Raw genomic sequence first — 20,564 nt, forward strand, 5'->3', positions numbered from 1 at the left:
TTCAAAGTGCTGCGCGGAGTGCTTCGCGGATCAGCGTTTCACAATCAGCACCGGCACGCCCTACTTTGCTGATCATCCGGCTCGCTTCCTGTGGTTTATAGCCCAGTGAGACCAGTGCAGCAACCGCTTCCGCTTCTGCGTCGTCGGCTACTCCGCTATCCGGGGCCGTCAGAACCAGGTCAGTTGCAGGCGTAAACAGATCGCCATGCATTCCTTTAAAGCGGTCTTTCATTTCGACAATCAAACGCTCAGCGGTCTTTTTACCCACGCCCGGCAGCTTGACCAACGAACCAATTTCTTCGCGTTCGACAGCATTCACAAACTGTTGTGCAGACATACCGGAGAGAATCGCTAATGCCAGTTTCGGCCCCACACCATTCACTTTGATAAGCTCGCGGAACAGCGTGCGTTCTTGTTTATTGTTGAAACCGTAGAGCAATTGCGCGTCTTCACGCACCACAAACTGAGTAAAGACAATCGCCTCTTTACCGATTTCTGGTAATTCGTAGAAACAGGTCATTGGCATATGGACTTCATACCCTACGCCACCCACTTCCATGAGTACCAGCGGCGGCTGTTTTTCCAGGATGATGCCTCTCAAACGTCCAATCACAATACTACTCCCACGGTTGCGCTAAAAATTTTGACTATCATATAAAAAAGGCTGGATGAATATCCAGCCCTATTTATTTTAATCGTCCCCGTGACAAATTTAATCGCGTGTCACTCATCTGCATCGAGTTTTGCGTAACATGACAATGCGTGATGGCAATAGCCAACGCATCCGCCGCATCCGCTTGCGGGTTGGCAGAGAGTTTCAGCAAGGTGCGCACCATGTGTTGCACCTGGCTTTTCTCCGCGCTCCCGATACCGACCACCGTCTGTTTTACCTGGCGGGCTGCGTATTCAAAAACAGGAAGATCATGGTTTACCGCTGCAACAATTGCCGCGCCACGAGCCTGTCCGAGTTTAAGTGCAGAATCGGCATTCTTAGCCATAAATACGGATTCGATAGCGAAGTATTCAGGCTGGAATTGGGTGATGATTTCGCTCACCCCCGCGTAGATAAGCTTCAAACGCGAGGGTAAGTCGGTAACCTGAGTACGAATACAGCCACTACCCAAATAAGTTAGCTGCCGACCGGTCTGGCGAATCACGCCGTAACCGGTAACGCGTGACCCCGGATCAATGCCGAGAATAATTGCCATCACGCGTCACCCATAAACAGGTTTACGGTTTCAGACAACCTCATTATAAAGTTGCCGCAACCTCGTCAGAGATCTCACCGTTGTGATAAACCTCTTGCACGTCATCGCAGTCTTCCAACATGTCGATTAGGCGCATCAGCTTCGGTGCAGTTTCCGCGTCCATATCCGCTTTGGTGGATGGGATCATGGAGATTTCTGCTTCGTCGGCTTTCAGACCTGCGGCTTCCAGTGCGTCACGGACAGCACCCATTTCTTCCCAGGCAGTAAACACGTCAATTGCACCATCGTCGTAAGAAACAACGTCTTCGGCACCGGCTTCAAGAGCGGCTTCCATCACGGTGTCTTCATCTTTGCCCGGTGCATAGGAGATAACGCCTTTTTTGGTGAACAGATAGGCTACAGAGCCGTCAGTTCCCAGGTTACCGCCACATTTGTTGAACGCATGGCGCACTTCAGCCACGGTACGGTTGCGGTTGTCGCTCAGGCACTCAACCATGACCGCAGAACCACCAGGACCGTAACCTTCATAAATGATGGTTTCCATGTTGGTATCTTCATCGCCACCCACACCACGCGCAATCGCACGGTTTAAGGTGTCACGCGTCATGTTGTTGGATAACGCTTTATCAATCGCAGCACGCAGACGCGGGTTAGAACCCGGATCGCCGCCACCCAGACGGGCTGCTGTGACCAGCTCGCGAATGATTTTGGTAAAGATTTTGCCGCGTTTAGAATCTTGTGCTGCTTTGCGGTGTTTCGTGTTGGCCCACTTACTATGACCTGCCATAACAATCTCCAAAAGCGCCCTTTTCAGGCGACATCAATTACAAACTCTTCTATCGCTTGCCGGTTGCTCCACGATTTGGTCATAGCCGCCGCAGCTTGTGCGTCCGCCCATTCCCAGGCCAGATGTTCCGAAATGGTTATCTGGCGTTCGTGAGGCAGCGCAAGACAGAACCAATATTCCGTGTTGCGCGTGATCCCCGGTGCATAGCGATGACGCAAATGTGTAAAAATCTCAAACTCCACACAACGTTGGCAGTCATTCAAGGTCAGATGCTCTGACTCAATGTCGATATCGACCTCTTCCTTTACTTCACGCTGCGCGGCATACAGCGCGGTTTCACCCTCTTCTATACTGCCGGTAACCGACTGCCAGAATTCAGGATCGTCGCGCCGCTGTAACATGAGCACCCGTCCGGTGTCCTTAGCGAAAATCACTACCAATACCGAAACGGGACGCTTAAAGGCCATTTATTCTTTCTCAGCCTTTTTAATCACTGCCACACCCAGCTCAGCCAGAGCCTGCGGGTTAGCAAAGCTTGGTGCTTCAGTCATCAGACACGCTGCAGCGGTAGTTTTCGGGAATGCGATAACATCACGGATGTTGTCGGTACCGGTCAGCAGCATGGTCAGACGGTCCAGACCAAACGCCAGGCCCGCATGCGGTGGTGTGCCGTACTTCAGGGCATCAAGCAGGAAGCCGAACTTCTCACGTTGATCTTCTTCAGTAATCCCCAGGATACCAAACACGGTCTGCTGCATCTGGCCGTTGTGAATACGGACAGAACCGCCACCCACTTCGTAGCCGTTGATGACCATATCGTATGCGTTAGCAACCGCAGCTTCCGGATCTGCCGCCAGTTGCTCTGGAGACATATCTTTTGGCGCAGTGAACGGGTGGTGCATTGCGGTCAGACCGCCTTCGCCATTGTCTTCAAACATTGGGAAGTCGATAACCCACAATGGTGCCCACGCATTTTCATTGGTGATGCTCAGGTCTTTACCGATTTTCAGACGCAGTGCGCCAAGTGCATCGGCAACAACTTTTTTGTTGTCTGCGCCGAAGAAAATCATGTCGCCATCTTGCGCACTGGTACGGGCCAGAATCGCTTCTACGATGTCTGCATTCAGGAACTTCGCCACTGGGCTGGTAATGCCTTCAATGCCTTTCGCACGTTCGTTCACTTTGATGTATGCCAGCCCTTTCGCGCCGTAAATCTCAATGAACTTGCCGTAGTCGTCAATCTGTTTGCGGCTAATCTGTGCGCCACCCGGCACACGCAGTGCAGCAACACGGCCTTTAGCATCGTTTGCTGGGCCAGAGAAGACTTTGAATTCGATATCTTTGAGCAGGTCAGCGACATCCACCAGCTCCATCGGGTTACGCAGATCTGGTTTGTCTGAGCCGTAACGGCGCTCTGCTTCTGCGAAAGTCATGATTGGGAAATCGCCCAAATCAACGTTTTTCACATCCAGCCACAATTCGCGAACCAGTTTTTCCATCACTTCACGTACTTGCGGTGCAGTCATGAAAGAGGTTTCGACGTCGATCTGAGTAAATTCAGGCTGACGGTCTGCACGCAAATCTTCGTCGCGGAAGCATTTAACAATCTGATAGTAGCGATCAAAGCCCGACATCATCAGCAACTGTTTGAACAGCTGTGGGGACTGCGGCAGTGCGTAGAATTTGCCTTTGTGAACACGGCTAGGCACCAGATAGTCACGCGCACCTTCTGGCGTGGCTTTGGTCAGCATTGGCGTTTCGATATCCAGGAAACCCTGGTCATCCATAAAGCGACGCACGAAGCTGGTGATTTTCGCACGGGTTTTCAGACGGTTTGCCATTTCCGGACGACGCAGGTCCAGATAACGGAATTTCAGACGCGCTTCTTCAGTGTTGACGTGGTTAGAATCCAGCGGCAGCGCTTCAGAGCGGTTGATGATGGTCAGATCGGTTGCGAAAACTTCCACAGCACCCGTTGCCATATCTTTATTGATGTTTTTCTCATCACGCGGGCGAACGGTGCCGGTGATTTGAATGCAGAACTCATTACGCAGTTCGGAAGCAAGCTGGAACGCGTCCTGACGGTCCGGGTCGAAAAACACCTGCACGATGCCTTCGCGATCGCGCATATCAATAAAGATAAGGCTACCGAGGTCACGACGACGATTGACCCAACCACATAGTGTTACTTGTTGTCCCACATGGGATTGATTGAGCTGCCCGCAATATACTGTACGCATGAGATATCCCTTAAATTAGCCGCACACTGCAACGGTGGCCACTATTTTCTATGTCAGATATAGTTGAAAAAAGGGGGCTATTATACTGGAAATAATGCCCGGCGATAAGCCCGATACGCCTGCATGAAGCGTTTCAAAGTGCCTTGTTTGCGCAAAACTCACAAAAATTAACAAAATTTGTAAACTGTGGTGCTCTCGTTCCGTCGTAAGGTATTACGCGATAACCTCATTTTGACCCGGAGTCACCCAATGTTAGATCTGAATACTTCCCGAACCGCACTCGTCATCATTGATTTACAAGAAGGCATTTTGCCATTTGCGGGCGGTCCGTATAGTGCACAGGATGTGGTGGCTCGTTCGGCCAAACTGGCTGAAAAATTCCGCGCTCACAATGCGCCGGTCATTATGGTGCGTGTTGGCTGGTCAAAAGATTTTGCTGAAGCCCTAAAACAGCCGGTTGATGCGCAAGCTGGCGCACATGCTTTACCGGAAAATTGGTGGGTTTACCCGGAAGCCCTGGGTAAAAAAGAGAGCGACATTGAAGTCACTAAACGCCAGTGGGGCGCATTTTACGGCACCGATTTAGAACTCCAGTTACGCCGCCGTGGGATCGACACCATTGTGCTGTGCGGTATTTCCACCAATATCGGCGTGGAATCCACCGCCCGTAACGCATGGGAACTGGGCTTTAATCTGGTCATTGCGGAAGATGCTTGTAGCGCTGCCAGCAGTGAACAACATCAGGGCAGCATGACGAATATCTTCCCGCGTATTGGACGCGTTCGTAGCACTGAAGAAATTCTCTCCTCGCTCTAAATAAACCACTGCCTACCCTATATCATTCAGGTTGTAGGTAGGCGGCAAGGGAGATTATCCCGATGAGCTTACTAAAGTAAGTGACTCGGGTAATCGAGCGTAGCCAACACCCCTACAACTTGAAGGATGACGGGTAGGATGATTTATATAGGCCTTCCCCAGTGGTCGCACCCTCACTGGGTGCGGCTCGGCATAACCTCTCTTGAAGATTACGCTCGACACTTCAATTGTGTGGAAGGCAACACCACGCTTTATGCGTTACCCAAAGCAGAAATCGTATTGCGCTGGCGTGAACAAACCAGTGACGATTTTCGTTTCTGTTTTAAATTCCCCTCGACGATCTCTCACACTGCAGCCTTGCGCCAGTGCGGTGACCTGACTGCCGAATTTCTCGACAGAATGTCTCCGCTGGCAAACCGCATCGGGCAATACTGGCTACAACTACCAGCCACGTTTGGGCCTTCAGATTTACCCGCGCTGTGGAATTTTCTCGATACATTGCCCAAAGACTTCACCTACGGCGTTGAAGTTCGCCACCCTTCTTTCTTCGATAAAAGTGCCGATGAACAATCACTCAATCGCGGCCTGCATCAACGTGGCGTCAACCGCGTAATTCTCGATAGCCGGCCTGTCCATAGCGCGAAACCGCACAATGAAGCCATCCGCGACGCACAACGTAAAAAACCCAAAGTACCGGTTCATGCGTTGGTGACAGCCAATAATCCGCTGGTGCGGTTTATCGGCAGCGACGACATGCAACAAAACCTCGCGCTCTTCGATGTTTGGCTTAAAACCCTGCCTAAATGGGAACATAATTCCGTCCCTTATCTGTTTTTACACACACCTGATATTGGGCAAGTACAAGATTTAGTGCATACCCTGTGGCCAGGTTTGCAACAGGCATTTCCTGAAATAGGCAACGAACCGGCAATTCCCAAACAAAACTCCCTATTTTAGGGGTAGCGACAGCCGATAGGTTGCACTGCTATCATAGGCAGTGCTGGAACTATCTCTAAAGGATGTGAGTATGGTAAGCGCGCTCTACGCCGTTTTGGGTGCATTGTTGCTGATTAAGTTTTCGTTTGATGTTGTTCGTATGCGTTTGCAATACCGCGTCTCTTATGGCGATGGCGGTTTTAGCGAACTTCAGAGCGCAATTCGAATTCACGGTAATGCAGTAGAATATATTCCCATCGCGTTACTGCTTTTATTACTGATGGAAATGAACGGTGCCGAAACATGGATGGTGCATGTTTGTGGGCTGCTGCTGATTGCAGGACGCCTGATGCATTCTTATGGTTTCCATCATCGTTTAGTCAGTTGGCGTCGTTCTGGCATGAGTGCCACCTGGGCTTCTTTAATCCTGATGGTGCTGGCTAACCTATGGTATATGCCATGGGAGTTGGTTTTCTCTTTGCATTAACGCAAAATATCACCCTTTCGAAATTCCGGATTTAACGTAATGTCTGACCGCGATACATTGTTTTCCGCCCCGATCGCCAAATTAGGTGACTGGACCTTTGATGAACGCGTGGCTGAAGTGTTCCCCGATATGATTCAACGATCGGTGCCAGGCTACTCCAATATTATTTCGATGATTGGCATGCTGGCAGAGCGCTTTGTGGCACCCGGTAGCCAGGTTTACGATCTCGGCTGCTCGCTGGGTGCGGCAACATTATCTGTGCGTCGTAATATTCATCACGAGAACTGCAAAATTATCGCGGTAGATAACTCCCCCGCGATGGTCGAACGCTGCCGCCGCCATTTAGATGCATTTAAAGCGCAAACGCCGGTCGACGTTATTGAAGGCGATATTCGCAATATCGTTATCGAAAATGCCTCGATGGTGGTGCTGAACTTCACTCTACAATTCCTGGAGCCCGAAGACCGCCAGTTGCTGCTTGAGAAAATCTATTGCGGCCTGAATCCTGGCGGTGCGTTAGTGCTGTCGGAAAAATTCAGCTTTGAAGATGGTGAAGTGGGTGAATTGCTGTTCAACATGCACCACGATTTTAAACGTGCAAACGGTTATAGCGAGCTGGAAATCAGCCAAAAGCGCAGCATGCTGGAAAACGTCATGCTCACCGACTCTGTCGAAACACATAAAAAACGCCTCAAACAAGCCGGATTTGACCACGCAGAATTATGGTTCCAGTGCTTTAACTTTGGCTCTTTAGTCGCACTGAAATCAGGAACATCTGCATGATCGACTTTGGTAATTTTTATCAGCTTATTGCGAAAAGCCCTTTAGCCCCATGGCTGGAAACACTGCCTGCACAAATTGCGACCTGGCAGCGAGAAAACCTCCACGGCCAATTCAAACACTGGTACAACACGGTTGAGTATTTGCCGGAACTCACGCCACATCACCTGGATTTATTGCACAGCGTGACGGCGCAATCGCAAGAGCCATTGAGTGAAGGCCAAAAGCTGGGTATCGAAAAACTGTTGCGCAACCTGATGCCATGGCGCAAAGGGCCATACTCCCTTTATGGCGTAGACATCGATACTGAGTGGCGTTCTGATCTGAAGTGGGACCGCGTATTGCCGCACATCTCCCCTCTCGCCGGACGTACTATTCTGGATGTCGGCTGTGGGAGCGGTTATCACTTATGGCGCATGATTGGCGCGGGCGCGCATCTGGCGGTAGGCATCGACCCAATGCAGCTGTTCGTTTGCCAGTTTGAAGCGGTGCGTAAACTGCTGGGTAACGATCAACGTGCGCATGTGCTGCCGTTAGGTATTGAGCAACTCCCGGAACTGAATATCTTCGATACCGTGTTTTCGATGGGCGTGTTGTACCACCGCCGTTCTCCGCTCGATCACCTTTATCAGTTGAAAAACCAACTGGTGAAAGAGGGTGAGCTGGTTCTGGAAACGTTGGTCGTAGAAGGCAATGAAAATACCGTGCTGGTTCCGGGTGAGCGTTACGCGCAAATGCGCAACGTCTATTACATCCCGTCAGCATTGGCGTTGAAAAACTGGCTGGAGAAATGTGGTTTTGTCGATGTTCGCATTGTTGACCATTGTTACACAACCAGCGACGAACAACGCAAAACCAGTTGGCTGACCACCGAATCACTGGCCGATTTCCTCGACCCGAACGACCCGACCAAAACCATCGAAGGCTACCCTGCTCCGCTACGCGCCGTTTTAGTGGCCCGTAAGCCGTAAATTCTTAGCAAGGCCACCTTTCGTGGCCTGCTTTATTTCGCTGCAAAGCCCAGAGCACGAATCACTTCTTCCATTGCCGCACTTGTCAGTTCTGAACGCTGAATTTTACTGTTAGCTGACATCGTTCTGATCACGCCCGCTATCACAACATGTTTCGGCTCCTGACCCAGGTCGCGCATCTCAAGTACAACCTTCCCGACAACACGGCACATCTCATCGTAAAGCTCTTTGTCAGTGATATTCATTTTGCCCTCCGTTATTTAGAGGGAGCCTAACACGTTTAATTTATTAAATAAAAAACCCCGGTAAATTACCGGGGCCAAAACTTAAAAAATCTAATTTTTAGACGTTTTCTTCAAGCCATGCCGTTAACATTGCTGGTGTTTTCAGAATATTTGCAATGTCAGTCGGTGGAATAGCACAGCCAAATTCCGCCTGCACCTCCAGAACGATATCGACTGCAGTAATTGAATCGAGAATATCTGATTCAATTAGCTCATCGTTCATCGCTACTTTACGTGACAACACATTTTCAAATATCGCTAAAACTTTCTGTTCCATATTTATGCCCTTAGATTATCAGCAGGTACGAGCCTGAACATCGAGTAATTTACGGTCAATTTTCCCGTTGGTGTTAAGAGGTAAGGTATCCATGATGACAATCTGCGAGGGCACCATGTAAGAGGGTAAAGTTTGCGTAAGATTGGCTTTAATCTCTTTTTCAGAGAGTTTTGATGTGCAAAAAGCTGCCAGACGTAAAACGGCACCGTCTTTCTTCGTAAGCGGTAAAACAACCGCTTCACTGACTCCTGAAAGCGCCAGCAAACGGTTTTCAATTTCATGAATTTCGATACGATAGCCATTGAGTTTAATCTGGCTGTCGTTTCGGCCCTGGCAATATAAGACATCATTTGTGGCACGGCCTAAATCGCCGGTTTTATAGCCACGCCATTGTTTATCTTCATTCCACAGCAGTTTTTCAGCATTTTCTTTAGCCAGGCCAAGATAGCCACGCATAACGTTTTTTCCCCAGATAATTAATTCGTTATCGGGGGTAATTTCCATTTCTGAATGTGGCATCATTTGGCCGATAGGCAAAAGATCGCCCTCTTCCTGCAAAATCTCGTCGCTTATTTCAATCACCGTGGTGGCAATTGTTGCCTCAGTTGGGCCATATGAGTTGAGTATTTTTGCATCAGGGAACAAGCGGCGCAGATGTTTTACCAGCGTTTTACTCAGAACTTCACCGATAAAAATAAATACCTTTAAATCAGGCAAACATTCTGCACGGAATTCAGCGAGGAGCAGTTTCTGATAGGCGAAAGAAGGGGTAGAAACCCACACGGAAATTTTTTGCTGCTTCAGATGGTCAAGCCAGCTATCCGCAGTAATATCCTCTTTGGCATTAAGAACGATATGTCCGCCAGTGGCCAGATTTCCCAGTAGCGGAATCAACGATAAATCAAAACTGAATACCGCATGATTCATGAATACCGGAGCAACAGGTAAACAAAAATCACTGCGAACCCACTGCATAAAATTCCAGACGCTTTCACGGCCAATCTGGACACCTTTAGGTTTACCGGTACTTCCCGAAGTAAACATAATGTAGGCCAAATCTGGCTCTTGCAGTGACTGCCCCACTACGCCTGTGGATATAAAACGATGCTGTTGAACATCATAATAGTAAGGGGCGCTGGCTAATTCGCAGATTTCCTTCAGGCGTTCTGCCGGATAAATATTATCCACGGGGATATAAGGGACATTGTGCAACAGGCAGCTATAAATGGCGCAAGCGAATTCAGCCTGTTGATGGCCATAAAGCACCACAGGAATGTTCTGTGATAAATTTAGGGCGGCAAAACGCTCAGCCCAGTCAACCACGGCAGAACTAAGCTCACCCCAGGTCAGGCTATTATCACTGCCACTTATCGCCAATTGCTGAGTGTTTTTCGGGTCAAGTAACACGGTGCGTAGATAATCGCTTAACTGCTGTAATTCATCATTATTCTTCATACAGGAGACATTCCGCTAAAAATATATAAAGAGGCTGCTGCACTTGCCAGTGTCAAAACCCGCCCCAGGAATACAATTAAAGGTTTTTTTAACCATGCGTTCATTTTTTGACTGCGCTTTGCAAACCAAAGAATCATGTTATGAATAACCGAAATCCCGCCAAACAGCGCGCCACTGACGACGTAATTAAGCTCCAGCCCATTCCATGCCCCCATGCAAAATAGCGTGCAAAAAATACCGATATTTTGCGCCGTCGCTTTATGATTTCTGAAGAACTCTACCTTCATCAAATTCATATAAATTGGCATGAAGACAACATCACGCAACCACTCTGACAGGCTAATATGAAATCTGCGCCAGAAATCCTGGGGATTTTTTGCAAATATAGGCAAGTTAAAATTGGCTGGTAGATTCAGACCAAATAAACGCCCTGCGCCTATTGCCATGTTACTGTAGCCTGCAAAATCAAAATAAAGATAAAAGCTGTAGGCCAGTGACATCACGATGCCAACCGTCAGCGTAAAGGGGCGATGACTCCAGTGGCTAATAACGAAGTTATCAATCAGCATGGCAAACAGAAACTTCTGCACAATCCCATAGAAAATTTGTTCCATGGATTGCAGGAACACGTCAGTTGTTAAGCGGAAGTTGGGTTGGGTAATATCCTGAACCCAACTCCTCCAGCGATACATCGGGCCTGCCAGGATAATAAAGGGCAAAAAGAGATAGCTAAAATACTGGAAGAAATCCCGGGAATCTTTCTTATTGCGATAGAGCAAAACGTCCACCGCTCTGAAAGTCATAAAGGAGAGGCCTAACATTCCCCAATGGTTATTCAGATGTAATTTAACCAAAATCAGTGGCAACAAACTGAGGATGACCGACTGCCAGGTTTTAAGCCACAATTTGTCTTTTAGCGTGGCGATACCATATAAATAGACAAACATCAGCAGCGGAATGGTTATCTGGCTTTTAAAAATGTATCCCCAGACTGCAAACATCGCAAAAGCAGAAAACAGTGAGGCATAGCTTAACCGGTTACCCAGCACACGATTTGCCCCAGAAAACAGCAGTGAACTGGCAAATAACACAGCGAAAAAAGGCGCGCTTGTATACATTTTCTTATTCCTTAAAACTGCTGATATTCAAAGTGCAGCTTTAAATTCATGCTGTTATCAATTGATGACCAGGCGACTACCGTAGCCAGCAAAAAGAGATAAAGGAAAAAGAGACGGATGGCTTTTTTCATTTATTAAACGCCTCTGCGATATAACGGTCCATTGCTACCCAGGCTAACTCAGTAGGGTGAAGGCGATCCCAGTTCCATCCCTCTTGATAGCTGTGGTTGTACATATCAAAATAGGGAGTGTTAAATTTTTTCAATGTCGCCTGAATGTAACGATCAGTCGTTTTAAATTTTTCGGTGTGCTTTAACGCCCACGGATTAAGTGGATCGATGATAACCACCACGTTGACATGGCGCTCATGCAGTAGTTTTATCATGGCTGTAAATGCCTGCATTTCTTGCTGTGATGGCGGTGTGGGATACCACTCATCCGCCGTTTTCACATCATCAAAGACTTCTTTATCCATCCACAATGTTGCCGCACTTTCATGCCGAGTACGGTTAAGTTGCTGTGCCTGTTGAAGCTGCGCATTCCAGTCAATGTTTTGCCAGCTATTATTTAATACCGGCCATGGTTGTGGCTCAGAGTGACGAATATGAACCAATGACAAATAATAATCTCTGACCAATTCACAGAATGAAGAAAACTGATATTTTATTTCACGCCAGACAATATGGAAATGCCAGCCAAATATGTGCATCTGACTAAAGGTTAAATGGTCAACATCCTTCGGAGCGATATGCATTAAATAATTAGACAGTATCGGCCGTATGGTTTTATCAGACATCAATGGTTTGAATATGGTGTCTGGAAAATGGTCAGCAAAAATAGTCGGCGGGATCCCCTCAAAATAGAAGCTATCCGGTGCAATCAGCAGCACCAGTTTCGTTTTTGGCGAAAGGTCTTGTTTAAAGCGCGTCAATAAAGCGAGCTGCGTCATATTGTCAACATAGCTATCACCGTAGGCAACCGTCGGGTGATGCAGCATTGTATTAAAAAAATTATAAACTGCAAAATGCTCATTTTCAGACGTTGCGACTTCAGACGCCCCGAGGAAAAAGATCGCATTGCCCTTCAATGCATGCGAAATAGTGGCTATTTTCTCAGCCTGAACTTTGCGTGTCCCTTCCATTGTTTTAATTAACGGCTGAAAATTTAACGGCGTATATAAACTATTGATAAAAGGTGGCAGGGTTAATAATAAAGTGGCAAGGATCGCCATAGAAATATGCAACAAAATAGCTTTATTTATTTTCATCATTAACACAACTTTGTCGGCATTAAATAAAAATAGAAAGTATTACTCTATCAGCCTATTTTTAAAGGATTTTGATCATAAAGAAATGGACCGCAGGGGTCATTGAGTGATTGGTATCGGTATGTAACGCTATGTACAGAATAATAATTACATAACAAAGATATAACAATTTAACCACAAGGGAATTGCCAGAGAGAAGGAATACTCTGCCACGCAATTTTGAAGAAATTATGGCGAAAGGGAGATATTTGATACGTCAGCGCGTAACCATTTGCGACGACGAGATTCTTGTATGTGCCGTGGGTTCAACTCCCACAGATCATCGTTTATCTCAAAACATTGCTGCGGCATTAGATACGACGCAGCAGCAGAGCGTCTATGAGTAATGTACCAATCTGAATCTTCAGGATAGGCTCCTGCTTAAAACTGATGTGCGATGAAGCGAGATGGAAGTAACCATGTAGTAATGCATTAGCTGTATTAGTTCAGATTTGAGCTGACACAGGTACATCAAGACACAAGGCTAATTTGACAGGCAGTTCTGTGCCAGGAGCGGACGTTATTAACATCATCAGATTATCTTATAATTTATCTTCTGCCTCTTGGATCAACTTCAAAAGTAGTTTCATATCTAAACCAACATTTCCGTATGTAAAGCTTGCCTCGACGACATTTTTTGTAGATTTACGCAGATCAAAATGCACATGATCCGGGCCGTAAGGCACTTTGTGATGATTGGCAGAATCGACTCTAGACAACTGTTTTCCATCAGGGACCAGAATTATATAGGCATAATTCGACGGAGATTGGTGTCTGATTACTACGAAAATCCCGGACAGTCTTCGGGCGGTTACAGTTTCCCTTTCAGCTTTCACGATAGTGCATTTGAAATTTACTTTAAGTATTTCACAGGTCTGCTCAAGCATTTCTTCAGTAGTCTGTGGGCGCATATTTGAAAACATAACTATTCCCCCCAAATGCTTTGAGAGATAGTTAAGAAGAAGTGATTGCTTCTGAGATTCGGTCTCGTGTGCCAAACACAACTGCATACCAATCATCATCCCGGACTTTCCCCAAACCGTACTGGTTGCCATGCGATCGGTTTTTTCACCACATACAAGGCAACGTCCACCAGAAGACAGCCAGATGCCCTGATCTATGGTAGTATTTTGAAGTCGCCCTACGAGTAAACCATCAAATAAGCTAGAGTCGGCTTTCCTTTTCTCGTGCCACGACTTATAACGTTGTGCATACCCTGCATCATCAATGAGCTTCGAGAAGTTGTCGTCATTCACTGGCGCGAGCTTGATCCCGTGTTGCTCTATATAAGCACCAATGTGGCCAACCCAAAAAAGATCTTCTGATTTCACGAAATAAATTCGTGCTGCAGGAAAACGATCAGTCGGTTCATACAATGCATTTATATGAAAAGCATTTGAGTTGATATAAATATGAGCATTTGTTGCTCCTTTCATCATCCAAATCAAGTTTTCTTTGCTCGAAACCTCAATTGCTAAAACTGGTTTGTCTTTACTCAGTATATTGCCACCGTAGCATTGAATAAAAGTATCCGTTGCAGTTCCACTTAATTTAAGATTGATACAGTCTGTGATTACATCATTAAGTCTCAAAGTCTAACCCTTTATTACTTCAACTTAGGTGTGCAGTGATTACACCTAAGTTTACCGACAATTGATACACTAATGCCACCTTGTTACCAGATAGTTTTTCATACAACAATGGGGGATGTCCGCTCATCGCTCAAAGCTGACTGTAAGATTGGATTTTATGTTGCACGAGAAAGCGGTCAGCTCAAACTTAATACACATTAGCGCAAGGCGAATTGGCGCTCAGTGGTTTTAAATTGTTTTGCGTTAATTTTTTATCCCTTACTTGCCCCGTCCATTAATCCGCCCCCTCGCCTACTGTCCTACGTCCTATACTTCCATAGTTAACGGAGGTGACTATTTTGTTCCAGTCTTTACCGAGACAGGCTTCTAGATAACTATCTGAAATCAAGATACAAAAAAAGCATCCGAGTCAATGACAGACCATCGTCACCTTTCCAGAATTTAGGGGGAATATAATTTTCGCAGGCACAATGCCCTCAGGAACTTCAGATCAAGCCAGACAGTGATTGCAGGTAAAACGCAGAACAGGCGCGTTTTACCTGTTTTTTACAAGAGAATCAGTTTAAGTAATCTGAATCCGAGTGTTACGACTGGCCTATTAGCATTTACTTGCAAAATGCTTTTAGGTGAATACATTCCCTTCTGCCATATCAATTAAATATTAAATTAAAAAACGTAAAAGAAGGAACATCGTATGAAATTATTGAGTCTGGTTTGCCTCGTCTTTCTTCTGGCGTCCTGCTCCAGTGGAGTTGGTGTTGGTGCTACAGGCGGTAACAGCGGTATGGCTATTGGGGTTGGTTCAGGCATTAGCTTCTGAAGACATCTGGTTTACTGAGATTGTCATGTCGCTGGTTATGCAATCAGCGATACCGTTTGTTATCAGATAAATTTTAGGATATTGGCCGTATCAACATGACTCTATAAACACTATGGTCTTACCTCAGGCAAAACTAGAAATAGCAGATCTTTCGAGAGAGTCCTTTATCCCCGACCTGTTCGGGGATTTTTTTGCCTGTTATTCTAGTTGCGCTTTTCCTCGGTTTAATATTTTTCACGATAGTGTTGAACACCCTAATGTAAAGAAGTCACCAGCGCAGCAGGGGTATAATTGAGATTCTCTACCACTGCATTGAATCCACCTGGTTCATGATGCCATGAGGCAGCCATAGGCTCGGATATCAAATTCGATTTATTAGAATTAACTTAACAACACATCATTAGCGTGCGTTGCGTATACTGGACTCGTCGGTTAATTCGCTGACTTTAGCGTATTAAATTTGCAATAATTAGGCTTCTACTTTGAGCCAGATATCCTCCCCCGGTATCTGGCTTTTTTATTTACCTTTCCTCTTTACCTGTTATTCGATTGATTCAGACTTACTCTGCCGTACATCAACCAACCTGGCATTGATAATCTGCCGCAGCATATCGGCTGATTTTCACATGGCTGCTTGCTTGGGTAGAACTGAACGCGCTGGCGGGTGCGGCATACCCTCTCTTTTTTGGACGCTTGATGCTTTATTCGAGTCGGCACCCCAATAGCACCCCACAACAAACATAACTTATTGATATAAATAAAAAAAGCCCCGGCAAAACACCGGGGCCTGGTACGAGCGAGCATCACATGGGCGACATGATGCACGGTCAAAAACTTTTAGCCTTCATACTTCACGTTGCAGATTCACTTGCAACCAACATAGCTTTCATTGCGGCTACCACGTCGCCATCAACGCAGTAGCGGTTAAACTCATCGGCTTCTGCATCAGCACTCATTGAGACACCGGCTTTGCGATAACGCATCGGTGACGCCACGGTCTGACCGGCTGAACTGTGCATTTCGTCAATACCGTGTTCGACAAACTTTTTCAAATTGCTCAGCCTGACGCCTGCACCCGCCATAATGATTGGAGCACGGGAATGTTGTTTTAGTTCCCTAAGCAATGAAAGTCCGAGTTCAGCATTCTGTTGCTGGCCTGACGTCAGGATCCGCGCCACACCCAAATCGGTTAATTGCTCCAGCGCTTGAAGAGGGTTATGGCACATATCGAACGCGCGATGGAACGTCACGGCCATCCCCTGCGCGTGTTCCATGACCTGCTTCATGCGAGCCACATCAACATGCCCTTCGCCGTCGAGCATGCCGATGACCAGACCTGGGTATCCCAATTCACGCACGAACGCGATATCTTCGAGCATGGTTTCAAACTCGGCATCGGTGTAACAAAAATCGCCGCCACGCGGGCGAATAATCGGATGCACGGGGATCGACACTCGCTGCTTAACCTGGCGCAGCACTCCCGCTGACGGGGTCAAGCCGCCCTCTTTTGGAGCTGCACACAATTCAATTCTGTCCGCTCCGGCTTGTTGCGCTGTGACTGCACAGTCAATTCCATAACAACATATCTCAAGCAAAGGCATTGATTACTCCTTAAAATCTTTAGCCTGGCGGTTGTGCCACGGGTTCAGAATGATAATCTGAAATCAGGATCACAAAAAGGTAAGTAATCATGACATTCAATTTTGATGAAGGCATCGACCGCCGTCACAGCGACAGCTCGAAGTGGAATAAATACAGTGATGATGTTTTACCTATGTGGGTTGCGGACATGGATTTTCGTTCACCACCCTGCATTATTGATGCGCTTCACCAGCGGGTTGAACACGGTGTTTTTGGCTATGGAGCCCGGCCAAAAGAGTTGATCGATGTAATTGTTCAACGCATGGCCAATCTCTACCAGTGGCAGATTAAGCCTGAATGGATAGTCATTTTACCGGGCGTGGTTGCAGGGATGAATGTCTGTGTTCGGGCCTTCACTTCCCCGGATGAATCAACGATTGCGCCAGCGCCAATTTATCCTCCCTTCAAAAAATCGTCAGCATTTGCCCAGCGTCCACAGCTCAATGCGCCACTGCGTCTTGAAAATGGGCGCTGGATTATGGATTTACCGTCCCTCGAAGCCCAGCTTACCGGCAAAGAAAAATTGCTGATGTTGTGCAATCCGCAAAACCCTGGTGGCACGGTTTATAGCAGCCAAGAGTTGCAGCAACAGCTCGCCTTCGCGCAACGTCACGATTTAATTGTCTGTTCTGATGAAATTCATTGTGATTTGTTGCTCGACGAGGGTTTGCAACATATTCCTTTTGCCACGCTAAGCGCTGATGCAGAGCGTCGTTCCATCACCCTTTTCTCGCCATCCAAAACCTTTAATATTGCCGGTCTTGGCGCATCCATTGCGATTATTCCTGACCCGCTTTTACGCCAGCAATTCAATACGACGCGCGATGGAATAGTGCCAACTGTTGATGTGCTGGCGCTTACCGCCGCCACCGCAGCCTGGCGCGATGGTGACACCTGGCTGCAGGCGTTATTGCCCTATTTACGCCGCAATCGCGACCGACTGGTGTGCGCCATCAACAATATGCCAGGTTTGAAAATGGCGTCTCCACAGGCGACTTATCTGGGATGGGTCGATGCCACGGCTTTACCGGTCGACAACCCTACGCTGTTCTTCCAGAAAGCCGGATTAGGCTTCTCGCCTGGCGCCGATTTTGGCGAGGCAAAATTCGTGCGTATTAACTTTGGTTGCACATCGGCAAACCTTGAAGAAGCCATTAAACGAATGGAGGCTGCTGTTCAATCAATCTGTTAAGACAGCCTGAATATCGTGGACTCAGTGCTTAAACTGAGGGCGCGAGTTCGCTGGCGACAATCTCCTCAATACTCCAGGGATGGAATTTGAGGGTGACTTTGCCGTCAGTGACCGCAAGCGTTGGGTTTGGCAGACGTTCCCGCTCACCTTTTGGCGAACTGGTTTTCACCGAAATCCCCGTCTGGCGCAGACCCGCATCAGACAGTAAATCCAGCGCCCGCGCATTCAATGTTTCAGGGTCGCCTGGCAGCACAATTTCAACATGTTCCCAGCCTTCGTGCGGATAGCGCTTTTCTCCCGGCCACGGCAGTTCCACCACGGTAAATTTCCAGTGCGCGACGCAAACCGGCTCGTCGAGTTTAAACAGGCAAATCGGACGATCATTAATGATATTTTCTGAGAGCAGCGTGCCGCACTTTTCCAGACCCTCACGCCACCGTTGGGCGGTTGTATTCTGATGGCAACGCAATGAGATATGGTCAGCGTCGAGCGGTGCAATCTCCAGATCAAGCCGAGCGGCAAGGCTTGCTAACGCTTCAGTAAAACGCGGGAGATCCGCTGAGATATCATTAAGTTCTGCAATTGTCTGCCAGTTGGCCATCGCCCTATCCTCTCATGTCACGAATGGGGGCTAATCTACCTTTTTCATCCAGCTTCACCAACCCCCATCGAGGGTTGCGTGCTGCGAATGGTTAATCCCTATACCGTTAATAGTAGTATAAGGCGCGCGGGGCAAGGCTTTTGCTGACTACAGAGGTTAAATACAGTTATACTTACGCCCTTATTTTATCCCCAACGATACGGCTGCTGTAAAGTCACGGCAGCCCTTAGCAAAATGTAAGGTATCCCGGTGAATATTCAGGCACTTCTCTCAGATAAAGTCAGTCAGGCACTGATTGCCGCAGGTGCGCCTGCGGATTGCGAACCACAAGTTCGTCAGTCAGCAAAAGTTCAGTTCGGCGACTATCAGGCCAATGGCGTGATGTCAGTTGCGAAATCACTGGGCAAGCCACCACGACAAGTCGCAGAGAGCGTGATTGCGAATCTGGATTTGACCGGCATTGCCAGCAAAGTTGAAATCGCCGGCCCCGGTTTTATCAACATTTTCCTCGACCCCGAGTTCCTTGCGAAACATGTCGATGCGGCGGTAGCTTCCGAGCGCGTTGGTGTGAATACTGTTGCGCCACAAACCATTGTGGTCGATTACTCCGCGCCTAATGTGGCGAAAGAGATGCACGTAGGGCACATCCGCTCAACCATTATTGGCGATGCGGCAGTACGTACCCTGGAATTCCTCGGCCATAAAGTGATTCGCGCCAACCACGTTGGTGACTGGGGTACTCAATTCGGGATGCTGATTGCTTATCTCGAAAAGCAGCAACAAGAAAACGCCGGTGAAATGGCACTGGCTGACCTCGAAGAGTTTTATCGCGCAGCGAAAAAGCATTACGACGAAGACGAAGCTTTTGCTGAGCGCGCGCGCGCATATGTGGTGAAACTGCAAGGCGGCGACGAATATTGCCGCGAGATGTGGCGCAAACTGGTCGATGTGACCATGACGCAGAACCAGAAAACTTATGATCGTCTTAACGTCACATTGACCCGCGACGACGTAATGGGTGAAAGCCTCTATAACTCAATGCTACCGGGCATTGTGAGCGACCTGAAGGCCAAGGGTCTGGCGGTCGAAAGCGAAGGCGCAACCGTTGTATTCCTCGATGAATACAAGAACAAAGATGGCGAACCGATGGGCGTTATCATCCAGAAAAAGGATGGCGGCTACCTGTACACCACCACCGACATCGCCTGTGCAAAATACCGTTACGAAACCCTGCACGCCGACCGTGTGCTGTATTTCATCGACTCACGCCAGCACCAGCATCTGATGCAGGCATGGACTATCGTGCGTAAAGCCGGTTACGTCCCAGAGTCCGTAACGCTTGAACACCAGATGTTCGGCATGATGCTGGGCAAAGACGGTAAGCCGTTCAAGACCCGTTCTGGTGGCACAGTAAAACTGACCGATCTGCTGGATGAAGCCATGGAGCGCGCACGTGCTCTGGTGAGCGAGAAGAATCCCGATATGTCTGCTGACGAGCTGGAAGCGCTGGCAAAAGTGGTCGGTATCGGCGCGGTGAAATACGCCGATTTGTCCAAAAGCCGTACCACTGACTATATCTTCGACTGGGACAACATGCTGGCCTTTGAAGGCAATACCGCGCCATATATGCAGTATGCCTACACGCGTGTGCTTTCCGTGTTCCGTAAAGCCGATATCGACGAAGCAGAACTACTGAAAGCACCTGTCGTGATTCGTGAAGATCGCGAAGCACAGCTGGCGGCTCGTCTGCTGCAATTTGAAGAAACGCTTAACGTTGTGGCTCGCGATGGCACACCGCACGTGATGTGTTCTTATTTATATGACCTTGCTGGTCTGTTCTCTGGCTTCTACGAGCACTGCCCAATTCTGGCTGCTGATACCGATGAAGCGCGTAACAGCCGTCTGAAACTGGCGCTGCTGACTGCGAAAACCCTGAAACTGGGTCTGGATACGCTGGGTATCGAAACCGTAGAACGCATGTAACAATCGATCGTTATTAGACCATCGTTTAGTACAAGACTCGCCGCTTTACGCGGCGAGTCTTTTTTTAGGC

General features: G+C 47.9%; 21 protein-coding genes. 8 read left to right on the plus strand and 13 right to left on the minus strand.

All coding sequences use genetic code 11. From position 1 onward, the window contains the following. Position 1: 1 nt before the first annotated feature. From ruvA to aspS, 5 genes are all read right to left on the minus strand, one after another. Complete coding sequence (gene ruvA / locus BSPA111_RS02180) at positions 2-613, minus strand: Holliday junction branch migration protein RuvA (RefSeq protein WP_183269573.1); 612 nt, start codon at positions 611-613, stop codon at positions 2-4. Positions 614-686: 73 nt separating this feature from the next. Then, on the minus strand, positions 687-1,208 hold the full coding sequence (ruvC, locus tag BSPA111_RS02185; protein ID WP_034496011.1) for a crossover junction endodeoxyribonuclease RuvC: 522 nt from the start codon (positions 1,206-1,208) through the stop codon (positions 687-689). Between the two features lie 43 nt (positions 1,209-1,251). Further along, on the minus strand, positions 1,252-1,995 hold the full coding sequence (locus BSPA111_RS02190; RefSeq protein ID WP_034496310.1) for a YebC/PmpR family DNA-binding transcriptional regulator: 744 nt from the start codon (positions 1,993-1,995) through the stop codon (positions 1,252-1,254). 23 nt (positions 1,996-2,018) lie between these two features. Continuing rightward, positions 2,019-2,462: a dihydroneopterin triphosphate diphosphatase gene (nudB, locus tag BSPA111_RS02195; protein ID WP_183269574.1), complete on the minus strand. Its 444-nt coding sequence runs from the start codon at positions 2,460-2,462 to the stop codon at positions 2,019-2,021. Beyond that, the gene (gene aspS, locus BSPA111_RS02200; RefSeq protein WP_183269575.1) at positions 2,463-4,235 is read right to left on the minus strand and encodes an aspartate--tRNA ligase; all 1,773 of its coding nucleotides are present in this window, start codon (positions 4,233-4,235) and stop codon (positions 2,463-2,465) included. A gap of 249 nt (positions 4,236-4,484) precedes the next feature. On the opposite strand from aspS, the gene BSPA111_RS02205 reads away from it, so the two are divergent. The 5 genes from BSPA111_RS02205 to cmoB all read left to right on the plus strand — a co-directional run bounded on the left by BSPA111_RS02205 (position 4,485) and on the right by cmoB (position 8,225). Continuing rightward, entirely contained in the window at positions 4,485-5,051 is a 567-nt protein-coding gene (locus tag BSPA111_RS02205; RefSeq protein ID WP_183269576.1) for a hydrolase, read from the plus strand. A 138-nt stretch (positions 5,052-5,189) separates the two neighbouring features. Next, entirely contained in the window at positions 5,190-6,008 is an 819-nt protein-coding gene (locus BSPA111_RS02210; protein ID WP_183269577.1) for a DUF72 domain-containing protein, read from the plus strand. Positions 6,009-6,078: 70 nt separating this feature from the next. Continuing rightward, positions 6,079-6,474, plus strand: coding sequence for an MAPEG family protein (locus BSPA111_RS02215; RefSeq protein ID WP_183269578.1), 396 nt, complete (start codon positions 6,079-6,081; stop codon positions 6,472-6,474). A 39-nt stretch (positions 6,475-6,513) separates the two neighbouring features. Continuing rightward, positions 6,514-7,257, plus strand: a complete 744-nt coding sequence (cmoA, locus tag BSPA111_RS02220; RefSeq protein ID WP_183269579.1) for a carboxy-S-adenosyl-L-methionine synthase CmoA — start codon at positions 6,514-6,516, stop codon at positions 7,255-7,257. Continuing rightward, complete coding sequence (gene cmoB, locus BSPA111_RS02225) at positions 7,254-8,225, plus strand: tRNA 5-methoxyuridine(34)/uridine 5-oxyacetic acid(34) synthase CmoB (RefSeq protein ID WP_183269580.1); 972 nt, start codon at positions 7,254-7,256, stop codon at positions 8,223-8,225. Before cmoA ends, cmoB begins: the two co-directional genes overlap by 4 nt. A gap of 32 nt (positions 8,226-8,257) precedes the next feature. Here the strand turns inward: cmoB and fumD are convergent, their stop codons facing one another. The 6 genes from fumD to BSPA111_RS02255 form a co-directional block, all read right to left on the minus strand. After that, the gene (gene fumD / locus BSPA111_RS02230) at positions 8,258-8,470 is read right to left on the minus strand and encodes a fumarate hydratase FumD (RefSeq protein WP_183269581.1); all 213 of its coding nucleotides are present in this window, start codon (positions 8,468-8,470) and stop codon (positions 8,258-8,260) included. A 97-nt stretch (positions 8,471-8,567) separates the two neighbouring features. After that, positions 8,568-8,786 carry an acyl carrier protein gene (locus tag BSPA111_RS02235; RefSeq protein WP_183269582.1) on the minus strand — a complete coding sequence of 73 codons (219 nt, stop codon included), beginning with the start codon at positions 8,784-8,786 and terminating at the stop codon, positions 8,568-8,570. Positions 8,787-8,804: 18 nt separating this feature from the next. Beyond that, positions 8,805-10,241: an AMP-binding protein gene (locus BSPA111_RS02240; protein WP_183269583.1), complete on the minus strand. Its 1,437-nt coding sequence runs from the start codon at positions 10,239-10,241 to the stop codon at positions 8,805-8,807. Continuing rightward, positions 10,238-11,359 (minus strand): MBOAT family O-acyltransferase, encoded by a 1,122-nt coding sequence (locus BSPA111_RS02245; RefSeq protein WP_183269584.1) that lies wholly within the window; start codon positions 11,357-11,359, stop codon positions 10,238-10,240. The genes BSPA111_RS02240 and BSPA111_RS02245 overlap by 4 nt, the downstream gene beginning before the upstream one ends. Before the next feature lie 127 nt (positions 11,360-11,486). Then, a complete protein-coding gene (locus BSPA111_RS02250) occupies positions 11,487-12,626 on the minus strand; it encodes a D-alanyl-lipoteichoic acid biosynthesis protein DltD (protein WP_183270266.1) in 1,140 nt (379 codons plus the stop codon). Positions 12,627-13,207: 581 nt separating this feature from the next. Further along, positions 13,208-14,257 (minus strand): hypothetical protein, encoded by a 1,050-nt coding sequence (locus BSPA111_RS02255; protein ID WP_183269585.1) that lies wholly within the window; start codon positions 14,255-14,257, stop codon positions 13,208-13,210. 694 nt (positions 14,258-14,951) lie between these two features. Here BSPA111_RS02255 and BSPA111_RS22595 point away from each other — a divergent pair. Next, complete coding sequence (locus BSPA111_RS22595) at positions 14,952-15,077, plus strand: hypothetical protein (RefSeq protein WP_255459213.1); 126 nt, start codon at positions 14,952-14,954, stop codon at positions 15,075-15,077. 851 nt (positions 15,078-15,928) lie between these two features. Here BSPA111_RS22595 and cutC read toward each other — a convergent pair. Beyond that, positions 15,929-16,678 carry a copper homeostasis protein CutC gene (gene cutC / locus BSPA111_RS02260; protein WP_183269586.1) on the minus strand — a complete coding sequence of 250 codons (750 nt, stop codon included), beginning with the start codon at positions 16,676-16,678 and terminating at the stop codon, positions 15,929-15,931. Positions 16,679-16,767: 89 nt separating this feature from the next. Between cutC and BSPA111_RS02265 the strand changes: the two genes are divergently transcribed. Further along, positions 16,768-17,910: a MalY/PatB family protein gene (locus BSPA111_RS02265; protein ID WP_183269587.1), complete on the plus strand. Its 1,143-nt coding sequence runs from the start codon at positions 16,768-16,770 to the stop codon at positions 17,908-17,910. Between the two features lie 28 nt (positions 17,911-17,938). On the opposite strand, the gene BSPA111_RS02270 is transcribed toward BSPA111_RS02265, so the two are convergent. Beyond that, a complete protein-coding gene (locus BSPA111_RS02270) occupies positions 17,939-18,511 on the minus strand; it encodes a VOC family protein (protein ID WP_183269588.1) in 573 nt (190 codons plus the stop codon). A gap of 249 nt (positions 18,512-18,760) precedes the next feature. Here BSPA111_RS02270 and argS point away from each other — a divergent pair, with 249 nt between their 5' ends. Further along, entirely contained in the window at positions 18,761-20,494 is a 1,734-nt protein-coding gene (gene argS, locus BSPA111_RS02275; RefSeq protein ID WP_183269589.1) for an arginine--tRNA ligase, read from the plus strand. Positions 20,495-20,564 lie beyond the last annotated feature (70 nt).

The sequence above is a fragment of the Buttiauxella sp. A111 genome (assembly GCF_014189855.1).
Lineage (GTDB): Bacteria > Pseudomonadota > Gammaproteobacteria > Enterobacterales > Enterobacteriaceae > Buttiauxella > Buttiauxella selenatireducens.